Raw genomic sequence first — 15,499 nt, forward strand, 5'->3', positions numbered from 1 at the left:
TGCCTATGTCTTTGCAGTCGTGGAATTATTGTGGGTCAGCTTGTGTTGTTTTCAAAAGCGTTTGCAAGTTAGCAGCTTTTGGTTTCACAAGCCAGAATTTACGGCTGTAGAAATCGAACTCATTGCGGATTTTATAAGCCCAAGCACTACCAGTTTCTTTGATATGCTCATCGATAATACGCAACAAGAACTCTTTATGATCTTCCATAGATTCTGTTGAAATACGATTTAAATCGATCAATTCGTGGTTGTAGTAATCTACGAAGTCATTATCGAGGTCAAGTACATAAGCAAAACCACCAGTCATGCCCGCACCAAAGTTATGGCCTACTTTACCAAGTACAGTCACAACACCACCTGTCATATATTCACAGCAGTGATCACCCGCACCTTCGATTACAGCAAATGCGCCAGAGTTACGAACTGCAAAACGCTCACCCGCTGTACCTGCTGCAAAAAGCTTACCGCCAGTTGCACCATACAAACAGGTATTACCAATAATTGCTGTGTTTTGTGTTTGGAAAGGTGAACCTTGTGGTGGGAAAATCGAAATACGACCACCCGCCATACCTTTACCTACATAGTCGTTTGCATCACCTTCAAGACGGATGTGTAAACCACCAGCATTCCAAACACCAAGCGACTGACCAGCTGTACCAGTTAAGTTCATTACAACTGGATGAGCTTCCATACCCAAGTTGCCGTAGCGACGAGCAATTTCACCCGAAACACGAGCACCGATTGAGCGGTCACAGTTCACGACGTTGAAGTTGAACTGACCACCAGCGCTTGACTCAATTGCAGGAAGCATTTCAGCGACCATTCTCTCAGCCAATACACCTTTATCAAATGGTGCATTACCTTCTACTTGACAGTATTGTGCTTTACCTTCAGCAGAAGGATGAGAAGTTAACAGAGCACTTAAATCAAGGTGAGCATGTTTTTCAGTCTCGCCCGGTAATACTTCAAGCAAATCAACACGACCAATCAAGTCTTTCAATGAAGAAACACCTAGTGCAGCCAACCATTCACGAGTTTCTTCCGCAATAAAGTGGAAGAAGTTGATGAGCATTTCTGGCTCGCCAATGTAGTGCTCTTGACGTAAATGATCTTGTTGAGTTGCAACGCCGGTTGCACAGTTATTTAAGTGACAAATACGGAGGTATTTACAACCTAAAGCGATCATTGGTGTTGAACCAAAGCCGAAACTTTCAGCACCTAAAATTGCTGCCTTGATTACATCAAGACCAGTTTTTAAACCACCATCAGTTTGTACACGTACTTTTCCACGTAAGTCGTTTACACGAAGTGCTTGATGCGCCTCGCTAAGACCCAATTCCCATGGAGAACCTGCATGGTGAATTGAAGAAAGTGGAGATGCTGCGGTACCACCGTCATAACCAGAAATGGTAATGAAGTCCGCATATGCTTTAGCAACACCTGCTGCAATTGTTCCTACACCCGGCTCAGATACCAATTTTACAGATACCATTGCTTTCGGGTTAACTTGCTTCAAGTCAAAAATTAACTGAGACAAATCTTCAATTGAGTAAATGTCGTGGTGTGGTGGAGGTGAAATTAGCGTTACACCTGGTACTGAGTAACGTAAACGTGCGATTAAGCCATTTACTTTACCACCCGGTAACTGACCGCCCTCACCTGGTTTCGCACCCTGAGCAACTTTAATTTGCAATACTTCAGCAGAAGTTAGGTATGCAGGAGTTACACCAAAACGACCAGATGCGATCTGTTTGATTTTCGAGTTACGAATTGTGCCGTAACGAACAGGATCTTCACCGCCTTCACCAGAGTTTGAACGACCGCCAATCGTATTCATCGCGATTGCAATTGCTTCATGTGCTTCTGGAGAAAGAGCACCTAAAGACATACCTGCCGAATCAAAGCGAGGCAAGATATCTTCAACTGATTCAACTTGCTCAACTGGAATTGAGTTCGTTGTTTTTAACTTAAATAAGTCACGAATAGTCGCTACTGGGCGGTTATTCACCAGCTCAGCATATTCTTTAAAGTCTTCGTATTTACCAGAGCGAACGGCTTTGTGTAATGCGTTAATCACATCTGGGTTAAACGCATGGTACTCTTTATCAAATACGAATTTAAGTAAACCACCCTGATCAATTGGCTTACGATTTGACCAAGCTGTTGCTGCTAATTTTTTCTGGTCTTTTTCAAGATCAGTAAATGTTGCACCCTGAATACGACTTGGAACACCTAAGAAACACTGATCTACCACTTCTGATGATAAACCTACTGCTTCGAATAGCTGACCGCCACGATAAGAAGCAACTGTAGAGATACCCATTTTTGAAAGGACTTTTAATAAGCCTTTCTCAATACCTTTACGGAAGTTTGCTTGCGCATGAATTGGGTCACCTAAAAGCTCACCTTTAGCGATCAAATCATTGATCACGTCATATGCAAGATATGGGTAAACTGCGGTTGCACCAAAACCAAGTAATACCGCAAATTGATGCGGATCACGTGCAAAACCAGTTTCAACCATGATGTTTGCATCAGTACGCAGACCAGTTTTGATGAGGTAATGATGTACCGCACCTGTTGCAAGTGCTGCGTTTGCTGGCAGTAAACCTTGACGGATATTTTTATCTGTTAAAACAATTAAAGTTTTGCCATCACGAACCGCTTGCGCCGCTTCTTCACAGATACGCGTGATCGCAGCTTGTAACCCTTCTTCTTCGGCATAGTTTAAATTGATATCAACTGCTTCATAACCCGGACGCTCAATGCTACGGATTTGCTGCATTTTTGAATTTGACAATACAGGGCTAGAGATGATGATACGGTCAGCATGCTCAGGGCCTTGCTCAAATACATTCTGCTCACGACCCAAACAGGTTTCAAGCGACATTACAATTGACTCACGTAGCGGGTCAATTGGCGGGTTCGTAACTTGAGCGAACTGTTGACGGAAGTAATCTGTTACGTGGCGTACTTGACGAGACAATACAGCCATTGGCGTATCATCACCCATCGAACCAACAGCTTCTTGTCCACTTTCAGCGATTGGACGTAACAACTGGTCGCGTTCTTCAAATGTCACCATAAACATTTTTTGAGCCGCTTTTAAAGCGTCGCCAGTTAAGCCTTTATCGACTAATTGCTCTTCAAGTTCTGGGTTTGCATTTAAACGGATCGCATGATCACGCAACCACTCACGGTACGGACGCATGTTTTTCAAATGTGTACTAACATCTTTAGTATCAAGTACTTTGCCTGTTAAGGTATCAACTACCAAAATTTGGCCAGGACCTACACGACCTTTAGAAACTACGTCTTCAGGCTCATAACCCCAAACACCGATTTCAGATGCCAAAGTAATGTAATCATTTTTAGTAATTACCCAACGCGCAGGACGCAAGCCGTTACGGTCAAGCATACAGATTGCGTGACGACCATCTTGAATAACAAGACCTGCTGGGCCATCCCAAGCTTCCATATGTTTAGAGTTGAACTCATAGAATGCGCGTAAGTCTGCATCTAAAGTTTCTACGTTTTGCCAAGCTGGTGGTACGAGCATACGTAAGGCACGGAATAAATCCATACCACCACCAACTAAGATCTCAAGCATGTTATCTAAGCTTGAAGAGTCCGAACCCGTACGGTTAACGATTGGGTTAAGCTCAGTAAGACCTGGTAATAATGGGTTTTCAAATTTAGGAGTACGCGCCAACGCCCAGTTACGGTTTGCTGTAATTGTGTTGATTTCACCATTATGAGCAAGGTAACGGAATGGTTGAGCCAACGGCCAACGCGGTAATGTATTAGTAGAGAAGCGTTGGTGGAATACCACGATATGTGATTTTAAGCGCTCATCTGCTAAGTCTGTATAGAACTCAGCAATTGCAGCCGGCATCATCAAGCCTTTATAGCTGATTACTGTCGAACAAAGCGTAGTCACATAGAATGACGGATCATTTTGTAATTGTTGTTCTGCACGACGACGTGCCAAGAATAATTTACGGTTAAATTCAACTTCAGTTACGCCCATTGGACAGTTCACAATGACCTGTTCAAAAGCTGGTAAAGATTGAAGCGCAATTTCACCTAATGCATCGTTATTTGTAGGGACAACACGCCAAGCCAGTACACGTAGGCCATCTGACTCGATTTCTTTCGTTAAAATATTTTTAGAATGTTGCGCTAATGCCGGATCAGTATTTAAAAATACAGTACCCACAGCAAAAATTTCACTCAGTGTAATATCACTCAGTTTTTTTGCTTCATCACGGAAAAATTGCTTTGGCATCGCCAATAATAAGCCGCAACCATCTCCCGTCTTGCCATCTGCGGCAATACCACCACGGTGCGTCATGCAACTTAAACTGTGAATCGCGGTTTCAACTAGATGATGACTTGATTCACCCTTCATATGGGCAATCAGTCCAAAACCACAGTTATCCTTAAACTCATCAGGTTGATATAAACCTTGAGCGGGAGCTACAGTATTAGGCGATGGCATGTGCATAGCGTACCCTTCTTTCAATAAGGCTCTTTCGAGCGTCAAACAAACAACTTCTTTTTGCGATAGTGCCTACGGACGACAGTTAGCTCAATGTTTCACAAAAAAAATTTTTGGGCTGATAAGCCAATATACGCTGTTCCATTTTTACGTACACTGGTTTTTGCTAGAAAAATGTTTTGACTTATTTCGCACTCTTTTAAAGCAGTTCGACCCCTCGACTCTGCATAGAATTTACTCTTTAGAGCGCTAAAATAGTTTACAGCACATTAATAAGCACAAGAATAAAGCAAAAACTATGCCAATGTTATTTTTTACAATTAAGTATTTATAATTGTTGAAAATAGATCGATTTTATTCGCGTTATCATTTTAATAAATGACTAAATATGCACCACAGGTGATCAAAAAATATATATGCTTATTATTATTGCACCATATTTGTGCGATACATCCTTATAATTAATTCCCTCTTGTGCCCTCATTTGTTGCATTTTTTACTGAAGGTTCTGTTGTACGATTCTGTTGAGCCTTTTTAGCCACATCAACTGCCGAATTAGACTGATGTACATCCACAACATTCCCCTCAGCATCTCGACGAATAATGGTTGTACGAGTTGTAGAGTTTGTTGCTGGAGCCACCACTTTAGGTTGTGTAGCCACGCCGCCCCCTATGAGTAAGGACTCATCAATTTTAGGCAGAGCAGCTGGACGTAACCGCACTTCATAAGTTTGGCTAATACCACCCTTCATTTCATCCGCCCCTAAATCATTGACTAATGGCGCATAGGTCGAAAATTGTTGCGGTTGGGGTTTAATTGATTCAGGTAAATCAAGATTAAGTTGGGTTAACTGCTGAATTGCATCTTCAGAACGTTTAAATACACCATATGTCAAAACATATTGTTCAGATTGCTTATCTCCGCTTAAACGGAAGTAGATAAATTTATTTCGTTCTGGACGATTTTTTAAAAAGTTTTTAATAATATCTTCATCAGACGCACGGAAAAGCTCAAGCGTCCATTGTTTCTTGTTTTCATTAATAAATTTTGTACCGCGAAACTCTGCCTCATGCTGACCAGAAGCAACCGTACGAGTTGTTAAATCAAGAGGTCTAACTTCATCAGCTAAAGCCCCTAAATTAGCCGTTGTTGCTACCTTCTCTGGCTGAATTTGCACTGGCGCATCCGAATCAGCTGATTTTTCAACTTCAACCAGCTTTTTACTATCGGTCATTACCCAAAAAATAAAAGCGAGCAACAAGCAGACGATACCACCCACCAACCAGATATATTGTTGAACATTCTGCCAAAGTGTACGTGATACAGTCATGTGTTACCTTAATTTATTATCCGTGTTGATTTGCCAAAATAGCTTGTTTCATGAGTTCGACATCAAAGTCTTTAGTAATTACTGCTTGCCCAAGTTGCTTTAACAGCACTAAACGTAATTGACCATTGAGAACTTTTTTATCATGCGCCATATATCCAAGGAATTCATCCAATGGAATTTTTGGACATGATATCGGCAAATTAGCGCGTTGAATAATTTTTTTTGTACGCTCTACATCATCGCTTGAAATCCAACCTAAACGTTGTGATAAATCAGCCGCCATTACCATCCCTGTCGCTACTGCTTCACCATGCAACCAAGTGCCATAGCCAAGGTAAGATTCAATCGCATGACCGAAAGTATGACCCAAGTTGAGTAAAGCTCGTTCGCCTTGCTCTTTTTCATCGTTGGCCACAATTCGTGCTTTATGAGCACATGAACGATAAACAGCTTCTGCTAAAAGTTCAGCATCTCGCCCAATTAACCCATCCATATTCTGCTCTAACCAAACAAGAAAATCAGCGTCACCCAACAAGGCATATTTAATGACTTCTGATAATCCAGCAGATAACTCTCGATCTGGTAAAGTATCGAGTTGAGCCATATCAGCCAAAACAACTTGAGGTTGCTGAAATGCGCCCAACATGTTCTTACCAAGAGGATGATTAATCCCCGTTTTACCACCTACACTTGAGTCTACTTGTGAAAGAAGTGTAGTCGGAACCTGAATAAAATAAACACCACGTTGGAAACATGCTGACGCAAAACCAGCCATATCCCCGATAACACCACCACCCAAAGCTAAAACCGTACAATCACGATTAAAACCAGCTTCAAGTAAAGCATCAAAAATTAAATTTAGATGTTGAATATCTTTATATTTCTCACCATCTGGCAAAATACAAGTCGCTACAGTTTTACCCAAACTTTTTAAAGCTTCTTGATAATGAGATAAATATAAAGGAGCGACCGTTTCGTTACTCACGATCATGACCTGTTGACCATGAATATAAGGCTCAAGCAACTGCTTAGGATCAAGTTGACTGCCAATAAAAATAGGATAACGGCGTTCGCCTAATTCAACATGTAAAGTTTGCATGAGTTTATAAAACCACAAGTAAGTTTGGCTATTTTAGCGGGTTGGACAAAATAAGTTGCAAAATCTTTTGAGCAAGATCACGAGCAGCACCCTGATTGGTTTCAATCGTGTAATGCGCAACTTCACGATATAAAGGATCACGTATTTTTAACAAATCACGTAATTTTTGTTCAGGGTTTTCAACTTGTAATAGAGGTCTATTTTTATCGCGGTAAGTTCGTTGTAATTGTAGTTCTACAGGAGTGTAAAGATAAACAACAATACCACGTTGCTTTAGAAATTCGCGGTTGGGTGCTTGAGTAATTGCACCTCCACCTGTCGCCAACACTAAGGCTCTACGGGAAGTCAACTCATTTAACACTACTGTTTCACGAGTACGAAATCCAAACTCCCCTTCTTTCTCAAAAATCCAGGGAATAGTGGCACCTGTTTTGCGTTCAATTTCATGATCACTATCTAAAAATTCACGCCCTAATAGTTCGGCTAAATGACGTCCAACGGTTGTTTTTCCTGCCCCCATGGGCCCTACCAAATAAATATTTGGCAGGGTTTCAAACGCTTTGCTTGGCAAGGCGCCACCTATTTCAATTGCTTTCATTAAAAAATATATTAATGATTTCTCACCAAAGTGTCATTAACAATTCGTGGCGTAACGAAAATCAGTAACTCTTGCTTATCATCAGATTTCACATCTTTTCTAAATAAACGTCCAACGACAGGAATGTCTCCAAAGAAAGGAACCTTGGTTTGTGAATTAGAAGTAGTCTGCTCAAACACCCCTCCTAAAATGACTGTCTCACCATTATTAACGAGTACATTGGTATTAATATTATTTTTATTTAAAATTAATTCACCATTAGGTGCTTCGCCAGCTACAGAATCCTTAGAAATATCCAATTTCATTTGAATTTTACCGTCAGGCGTAATGCTCGGGGTAACATCCAGGCTTAATAGTGCATCTTTAAATGATGTACTTGCTGTGGCACCCGCAGCAGAATTCGTCGTGGTTTGATAAGGAACTTGTTGACCTGTTGCCACTCTCGCAGGTTGTTTGTCTGCAGTCATCACTTTAGGTGTAGAAATCACCTCACCATAACCGTCAGCTTGTAATGCAGAAAGTTCGAGATCAAGCATAAAATCAGACATACTAATCAAGCCAAAGGCAATACTTCCAGCCGGATTGGTTACACCTAAATCGACATTTAAGTTATCTGGACGTTCAATCGTGTATTTATAACCACCCGTAGTCTCATCCTTTTTGGGCTCTCGTAAATTCCATAAGGTCGTTTCGCTACCACCAACTAATAAATTATTATTGTTGGTAATCCCTTGCGATAATATTCCCCATTTAACACCGAGCTCTTTAGTAAAAGAAGTAGAAGCTCTTACAATTCGAGCTTCCACCATGACTTGTTTGATCTGTACATCAATCAAATCAATCATTTTACGAACTTTATCAATATTTTGGGCTGTATCATTTACAATCAAAGTATTAGTACGCGTATCGGCAACAGCACTACCTCTTGAGCTTAACAAGCTTTCTAAAGCAAGAGAGTCTGAACCTGCTGTACGATTTGCGACAGCTGTCTTGCCATCACGAGTCTCTTCAATTAGTTTAAGGACATCTGCTGCTTTTGCATAATTCAAACGAATATAATCTGTTTGGATCGGTGCTAATTTAATAGTTTGTGCTAAAGCTTTTGCCTCATCGTCTTCTGCCTTGATCAGTTCCGCAACTGGAGCAATCCAAATTACATTACCATTTCTGCGTTTATCTAAATTTTTAGTTTTTAAAATAATATCAAGTGCCTGATCCCATGGAACATCTTTTAAACGCAAAGTGATGTTACCTTGCACACTGTCAGCCGCAACCATATTAATGCCAGTAAAATCAGCAAGTAATTGTAAAACGCGACGAACTTCAATATCTTGAAAATCAAGAGAAAGCTTATTACCAGAATAATTAGATGGTTTAGATGAAGTGTTTACACTTTTATCTTGAGGACGCTTGAGACTGATGGTTAATTTATTTTCCGCCTGATAAGCCATATATTCATAGCTACCAGTAGATTGAATCGTAATAACACCGTTGCCTTTATCATTATAAGATTCAATGGTCGAAACAGGCGTTGCAAAATCATTTACATTTAAGCGCTTAGCTAAATGAGTAGGAATTTTAGAACCCAAAGTTTTTACTACAACTTTGCTGCCTTGTTGTTGCACATCAACAGGCGTATTACTCCCCAACAGGTCAATAACAATAAGACCTTCCCCTTGACTACCGCGTTGGAAGCCGATGTTTGAAACACCGTGGGTTTGCATTGCATTTGCTGATACAGGTTTAGCTACAGCTTGCGCAGAATTAATCTTTAAAATAAAAGTGTTGCCTTCAATACGAGTAGTAAAAGCACCTGCCTCTTTCAAATTTACAGTTAAACGTGAACGCTGATCATCAGAGCTTACATCGACCGAACTCGCTTCATCCGTTCCAATCGCCACTTTTGACTCTATTAAATTCTGCTGCGCTTTATTAAAGTCTAAAATCAAACGTGAAGGATTCTCAAGCTGATATGCCTGTGGTTGCGGTGGCAAGCCATTAAATATCACTCGAATTTCTGTTCCCTGACCCGCTATTTGCATCGGTACAATATTAGTCATGCTGACCTGTGCAGACGCAACCTGCATAATTGCAATCGCCACAGCTCCCATAGAAAACTGACGGAATACCTGATTCATTGTCTAACCATCCCCAATAAATAATCTTTAAAAATAATTTTTTCTTTGTTATTCCCTAAATTTTAGGGTGCGGGTCCAATTAACACTAAGGTTCTTGGTCTCTCCACATAGCCTTCTCGCCCATCAGGGACAATCTCCACCAAATCAATCTGAGTAGGACCAATATGGGTAATTCGACCTTGATTCATCCCGATATAGTTCCCTACCTGCACTCGCTCAATTTGTTGATCAGGTGTTTGGATCAGAGCCATGACTTGCCCGCGGCTATTACGCATACTTCCTTTCATATTTAAGGACTCTAATGCATAGCTTTCGAGTGGCTGTGGTGCACGTGAGAAATTCGGATATACTCGTTTCCCCGCCATAATTTTCAGCTCAGCAGCAAGTGAGCTTGGTAAAAATGGGCTCTTTAACTGATGGGCTGCATAATTAAATTGTGGCACAGGTGTAAAAACAGGTGCCGATTCTATAGCTTGTGGTGGCTGATTACGTATATCGGCCATTTGTTGATTTACGGCGTCGATTCTAGAGTCGCATCCAACCAAAACCAAGCCTATCCCCAGAGAAAGTAAAATTTTCTTTAGTTTCATTAGTTATCCTCCTACTTTCGCTTTGACTTCTTTATAGAAGGAATATGTGCATTACGGCTATCGGAGGCGTTTATCTGACTTTCACCATTTATTACTTGAGGATCACTGTTATTTTGGTTTTCAACCGCGCCCATATAGCGATAAGTTTTTGCTTTGATAGAATAATTAAGCACAGGAATATCTGATTTACCATCCTTAACAGGAGCAGCTTCAACAATAAAATCATGCATCGTCACAATACGTGGTAATGCCGCAATACTGCTAACAAAAGCACCGAAAGCGTGATAATCCCCAGTTGCTTCGATAGTAATAGGCTGTTCAATAAAAATTTCTTGCTTCACTTCATCTTCTAAGCGAATATTTTTAAACTTCAGACCAGAATTCACGCCCGTTAAGTTAATATCTTCAACTAAACTTGGAATTTCGGTTTCTTTTGGCAATTGTTCTAACTGCTGATTGAAGTTGGCTTGCATCTCTTGAAGTTGAAGCTGGTATTGCTGCAAGTTGCGTAATTTTGAGTCTTTTTCACGAAACTCATTTAATAAATTACTTTCTTGTGCTTGAGCATTATCAATTGCTTGTAGCTTTGGTTGAATAGCAACAAAATACCCTAAAGCCAGTACAGCAAAGAAAATAAAAATCCAACACGTAATTTTCACAGATAATGGCCAGCTGCCATAACTGTTCATGTCGAGCGTGTTAAATTGCTGAAGAAATTTTTCTAAGGTGATCTTTTTTTTCTTAGATGGAGCTTGTTCTAAAGACAGCTCATGAAGTTCATCAGGACTCATTTTGCCACCCCCTTATCCGTACCTAAAGGCGTATTGGCGGTATCATCTGTTGTGGTCACCCCCATTTCCCCTACATCAACAGTAACAACAAAACTGCCATAGCTATCTTCAACTCTAGGAAGCAAAGAACTTACAGCTTTATCTTTTTTCTCTTCGGTCGCCAAGAAAGAACTCATAAAAGCGTTGCGATACCATGGCGATGCTTCGAGATTACGTAATAATTCTGCAACCGTATTTGGACTTTCCGCTTTACCTTCAATCGTAAATTTATCTCCGGTTCGACTGAATTTAGTCAAATACATGGCTGCCGGGGTCACACGTACTAATTCATCCACCAAACGTACAACGACCGGACGCTGGCTTTGCAAACCTTGAATGAGCTTCATACGCTCAATAATTGCGTCCCGCTGTTCTTGCAAGCCATTTAAGGTTTTAAGTTGTTGATCTAGATTCTGGTTTGTACTGATGATGAGCTGATTTGCTTGTTCTTGATCATTTAATTTTTGATTCAAATAAAACCACCCTGCAAATACAGTGGTTATCCCCAAAACAACGACCCCAAAACATAAAATAATAAATTGTTTTTTACGCTGCTCCCTAAGCCCATCACGCCAAGGGAGTAAATTAATTGTTGCCATTAATCAAAACTCCTTAAAGCCAAGCCACATGCAACCATTAATGAAGAAGCATCATTTTCAATTTTTTGAACGTCGACTTGAGGAGAGAAACCCATTTGTAAAAATGGATTGGCAATAGTGACTCGGTAACCGAGTTTCTGCTGCAACAATTTAGCAAGCCCTGGAATGTTGGCATTGCCACCCGCTAGCAAAATATGGTCAATTTCATTGAATTGGGATGAAGAGAAGAAAAATTGTAGAGATCTAGCAGCTTGCTGAACTACAGCATCTAAAAATGGTTCTAAGATTTCGATGTCATAATCATCTGGCAAAGAACGTTCTTTTTTAGCGCGTCCCGCTTCTTCTAATGACAAACCGTAACGGCTTTGAATTTCCAAAGTAAGCTGTTTACCGCCAAAGACTTGTTCACGGGTATAAATGATTTTGCCATTTTGCATAACCGATAATGTGGTCATGGTATGGCCAATATCTAAAATACCAATGGTATTTGCACCCATGGGTAAGCTATCAGCAAACACACTGAAAGCACGCTCGACAGCATAACTTTCAACATCAGCAAGCTTAGGCGTTAAATCAACCAGTTCCAGTACTTCTACGCGTGTTTCAACATTTTCTGTTCGTGTTGCGACTAAAAGTACATTCACACGATTTGGATTCGGCAGTCGATCTGGTAAAACCTCAAAATCAAGGCTCACCTCATCTAAAGGGAACGGTATATATTGCTCCGCATCTAATCGAATCTGAACTTCACGTTCATCATCGTTCATATCTGCATCCATTTCGATGGTTTTATGAATAACCGTCGATGTTGGAACAGCAATTGCAGCGTTAGTGGTGTGGGGATTTGCTAAATTCATCGCCCGTTCCAAAGCTTCTGCAACTGCTTCTGGATTCAAAATATTTTTTTCAACTACACTGTTCTCAGGTAAAGGCGTTAAAGCATAGCTTTCTACCCAATATTTACCGTTCTTAACAGAGAGCTCTAACAACTTAACAGAAGTCGAACTAATATCGACGCCCATTAACCCCTTATTCGGTTTACGATATAACCTGAGCACACTATTGTCCTATTATTTTTTTATCCCCAAAAAAAATTACAAACCAATAATCTAGGTCTTTATTTTTACACGGATACAATATCTCATCTAACAATCCGCATGTCTAAAGGCTATACTGACCACAATTAGTTTGTATTCGATCTTATTAAAGCTTACTTATCATGAAAAAGCTATCCAGTTTGGGCTTCGTGCGTCCAATTTTTTTGATCATTATTATTATCTTAGTCTCACTTCCGATGGGCTTTTATGGCATGTATCTCTATATCGCCCCATCGCTTCCAGAAATGAGTTCACTAAAAAAAGCTCCCCTCTTAAAACCATTACAGGTCTACACTTCAGACAATCAACTGATTGCCGAGTACGGTGGTAAGCTTTCTATTCCGGTTGAATACAAACAAATTCCCCCTGCTTTTATTCATGCATTTTTAGCAGCAGAAGACTCTTCTTTCTTTGAACATAGCGGGATCAGTTTTAAAGGTTTAGGTCGTGCTTTGAGCGAAAGTGTGACGGGTTCAGATGTGCAAACTGGTGGTTCAACGATCACCATGCAAGTTGCAAAGAACTATTATTTGAGTCCAGAAAGAACTCTAAAACGTAAAATAACCGAAATCTTTTTGGCTCGAAAAATTGAGCAAAATTTGTCTAAAGAAGAAATTCTCAGTCTCTATGTGAATAAAATCTTCTTAGGGAAAAATGCGTATGGTATCGCGGCAGCAGCTAAAATTTATTATAACAAAAGCATTAATGAGCTCAGCATTGCTCAAATGGCAATGATCGCAGGTTTGCCAAAAGCACCTTCTAAATATAACCCTGTAGTTAATCCTGAGCGCGCACTCGAACGACGCAACTGGATTTTAGGCCGTATGTTACAGCTGGGTTATATTTCTCAAGCAGAATATCAAAAAGCAGTTGCAGAGCCGATCAATTTAAATATGCCCAATCGGGATTTAAATAATATTCATCCCTATGCTGGGGAAATGGTTCGTTCAGAACTTGTAAAGCATTTTGGTGAACAAGCCATTGATTCTGGGTATAAAGTCTACACAACAATTAATGCTAAACGCCAAGCGATTGCAGAAAAAGCTGTGCAAGATGGCCTTGAAGCTTATGACCGTCGCCATGGCTGGCGTGGTGCAGAAGCACATGACAAACCGTTAACTGAATTTAGAGCATATGCCAACACCTATCCTGCACAAGTTACTAAGGTAAATAGCAGCTCTTTTGAAGCATTAATGCAAGATGGCTCAACCGTTACGGTTCAGTGGTCCGGCATGTCATGGGCACGCCCCTATCGCAATGCAAATAGCGTAGGTGGCGCTCCTTCACGTGCGTCCCAAATTGTTAAAGTTAAAGATATTGTTCGTTTACGCCCAAACGATAATAAAACAGCATGGTCTTTAGTTCAGGTTCCAAAAGTTCAAGGTCAACTCATTGCAATTAACCCTAATGATGGTTCAATTGAAGCAATCGTAGGCGGCTATAACTTCTATCAATCAAAATTTAACCGCGCCTTACAAGGCTGGCGTCAACCGGGTTCTACAATCAAGCCATTCCTCTATGCTTTAGCATTAGAAAGAGGTATGACCCCGTATAGCATGGTGAATGATAGCCCAATTACGATTGGCAAATGGACACCACGAAACTCTGATGGCCGTTACTTAGGTATGATCCCATTACGTCGTGCTTTATATTTGTCTCGTAACACCGTATCAGTAAGACTTCTACAAACAGTAGGGATTGAACGTACTCGCCAATTATTTATGGATTTTGGTTTACAAGAAGATCAAATTCCTCGTAACTACACCATTGCCTTAGGTACTCCTCAAGTATTACCAATTCAAATGGCAACTGGTTATGCAACGTTTGCAAACGGCGGCTACCGTGTTCAACCGCATTTCATTCAACGTATTGAAGATGCTTACGGCAAAGTCATTTATGAAGCCAAACCAGAATACGCATGTATTCCATGTATTAATGCACCTGACACGACAGGTGATGAACAAAAACCTACAACGACTGATGATGAAGTCATTGAAGTTACGAATAAAGACATAGAACAGAAAGAAAACGCAGCTAAGCAGCTTAATCTTAAACAGACTGACAAAAACAACAGTCAATATCGCCAAGCTCAACGTATTTTAAAGTCAAGCTCTGCTTATGATATGGCGAACATCTTACGTGATGTAATTGAGCATGGTACAGGTCGTGCTGCACTTAAAATTGGCCGTAGTGATTTAGGTGGTAAAACAGGTACTACAAATGATGCAAAAGATGCATGGTTTGCAGGCTTCAACGGCAAGTTAGTGACTGTAGCATGGGTTGGATTTGACCAACCGACTACGCTTGGCCGTCGTGAATATGGTGGTATTGCTGCATTACCGATCTGGATTAACTTTATGGGTCAAGCATTGCAAGGTACGCCAGCAGCTTGGGTCCGTTTAGATAAAGATGCTAAAGGTCCTATTTCACGTGACCAACAAGAAACGGTGACAGAAGTAGCCGATAAGAAAACTTATCGTGCGGCTCCACCACTAGCACGTCCGCTCTATCGACCAGCACCGCCACAACCAAAACTAAGCAATGACAATGACTTTTCCGATTTACCAGGTGAAGAAATTGTTATTCCGTCAAAAGCTGCGCCTCCTGCCATGAGACCTTCACAGGAGTCCGCTCCTAAGCGAGAAAAAGATGAATTAGAAAATCTGATTAATCAGATTGAATAATAGAAAAAGCCATCGTTAGATGGCTTCTTTTT

Annotated in this window: 10 protein-coding genes; 1 reads left to right on the top strand and 9 read right to left on the bottom strand. The window is 40.6% G+C overall.

Going from position 1 to position 15,499, the window contains the following annotated elements:
- Window positions 1-25: 25 nt before the first annotated feature.
- From gltB to RMB06_RS08740, 9 genes are all read right to left on the bottom strand, one after another.
- Window positions 26-4,501, bottom strand: a complete 4,476-nt coding sequence (gene gltB / locus RMB06_RS08700) for a glutamate synthase large subunit (protein ID WP_171294552.1) — start codon at window positions 4,499-4,501, stop codon at window positions 26-28.
- 461 nt (window positions 4,502-4,962) lie between these two features.
- Window positions 4,963-5,832, bottom strand: a complete 870-nt coding sequence (locus RMB06_RS08705) for a hypothetical protein (protein ID WP_032004886.1) — start codon at window positions 5,830-5,832, stop codon at window positions 4,963-4,965.
- Between the two features lie 16 nt (window positions 5,833-5,848).
- A complete protein-coding gene (aroB, locus tag RMB06_RS08710; protein ID WP_005067096.1) occupies window positions 5,849-6,931 on the bottom strand; it encodes a 3-dehydroquinate synthase in 1,083 nt (360 codons plus the stop codon).
- Between the two features lie 28 nt (window positions 6,932-6,959).
- On the bottom strand, window positions 6,960-7,529 hold the full coding sequence (gene aroK / locus RMB06_RS08715) for a shikimate kinase AroK (protein ID WP_032004887.1): 570 nt from the start codon (window positions 7,527-7,529) through the stop codon (window positions 6,960-6,962).
- An 11-nt stretch (window positions 7,530-7,540) separates the two neighbouring features.
- Window positions 7,541-9,667: a type IV pilus secretin PilQ gene (pilQ, locus tag RMB06_RS08720; protein ID WP_311079079.1), complete on the bottom strand. Its 2,127-nt coding sequence runs from the start codon at window positions 9,665-9,667 to the stop codon at window positions 7,541-7,543.
- Between the two features lie 62 nt (window positions 9,668-9,729).
- Window positions 9,730-10,257 (bottom strand): pilus assembly protein PilP, encoded by a 528-nt coding sequence (locus RMB06_RS08725; RefSeq protein WP_005078479.1) that lies wholly within the window; start codon window positions 10,255-10,257, stop codon window positions 9,730-9,732.
- An 11-nt stretch (window positions 10,258-10,268) separates the two neighbouring features.
- The gene (locus RMB06_RS08730; RefSeq protein ID WP_005067082.1) at window positions 10,269-11,048 is read right to left on the bottom strand and encodes a type 4a pilus biogenesis protein PilO; all 780 of its coding nucleotides are present in this window, start codon (window positions 11,046-11,048) and stop codon (window positions 10,269-10,271) included.
- Window positions 11,045-11,686: a PilN domain-containing protein gene (locus tag RMB06_RS08735; protein WP_033848908.1), complete on the bottom strand. Its 642-nt coding sequence runs from the start codon at window positions 11,684-11,686 to the stop codon at window positions 11,045-11,047. The genes RMB06_RS08730 and RMB06_RS08735 overlap by 4 nt, the downstream gene beginning before the upstream one ends.
- Window positions 11,686-12,744 carry a pilus assembly protein PilM gene (locus RMB06_RS08740; RefSeq protein WP_005067078.1) on the bottom strand — a complete coding sequence of 353 codons (1,059 nt, stop codon included), beginning with the start codon at window positions 12,742-12,744 and terminating at the stop codon, window positions 11,686-11,688. Before RMB06_RS08740 ends, RMB06_RS08735 begins: the two co-directional genes overlap by 1 nt.
- A 161-nt stretch (window positions 12,745-12,905) precedes the next feature.
- On the opposite strand from RMB06_RS08740, the gene ponA reads away from it, so the two are divergent.
- Window positions 12,906-15,467: a penicillin-binding protein PBP1a gene (gene ponA, locus RMB06_RS08745; protein ID WP_032052651.1), complete on the top strand. Its 2,562-nt coding sequence runs from the start codon at window positions 12,906-12,908 to the stop codon at window positions 15,465-15,467.
- The last annotated feature ends 32 nt before the right edge of the window (window positions 15,468-15,499 follow it).

This window comes from Acinetobacter sp. V104_13 (assembly GCF_031798995.1).
GTDB classification, from domain to species: domain Bacteria; phylum Pseudomonadota; class Gammaproteobacteria; order Pseudomonadales; family Moraxellaceae; genus Acinetobacter; species Acinetobacter pittii.

Bases quoted from the DNA above. Each gene is read 5' to 3' on its own strand.
- ponA (WP_032052651.1), top strand. From the start codon at position 12,906: ATGAAAAAGCTATCCAGTTTGGGCTTCGTGCGTCCAATTTTTTTGATC.
- aroK (WP_032004887.1), bottom strand. From the start codon at position 7,529: ATGAAAGCAATTGAAATAGGTGGCGCCTTGCCAAGCAAAGCGTTTGAA.
- aroB (WP_005067096.1), bottom strand. From the start codon at position 6,931: ATGCAAACTTTACATGTTGAATTAGGCGAACGCCGTTATCCTATTTTT.
- RMB06_RS08735 (WP_033848908.1), bottom strand. From the start codon at position 11,686: ATGGCAACAATTAATTTACTCCCTTGGCGTGATGGGCTTAGGGAGCAG.
- pilQ (WP_311079079.1), bottom strand. From the start codon at position 9,667: ATGAATCAGGTATTCCGTCAGTTTTCTATGGGAGCTGTGGCGATTGCA.
- RMB06_RS08730 (WP_005067082.1), bottom strand. From the start codon at position 11,048: ATGAGTCCTGATGAACTTCATGAGCTGTCTTTAGAACAAGCTCCATCT.
- RMB06_RS08705 (WP_032004886.1), bottom strand. From the start codon at position 5,832: ATGACTGTATCACGTACACTTTGGCAGAATGTTCAACAATATATCTGG.
- RMB06_RS08725 (WP_005078479.1), bottom strand. From the start codon at position 10,257: ATGAAACTAAAGAAAATTTTACTTTCTCTGGGGATAGGCTTGGTTTTG.
- gltB (WP_171294552.1), bottom strand. From the start codon at position 4,501: ATGCCATCGCCTAATACTGTAGCTCCCGCTCAAGGTTTATATCAACCT.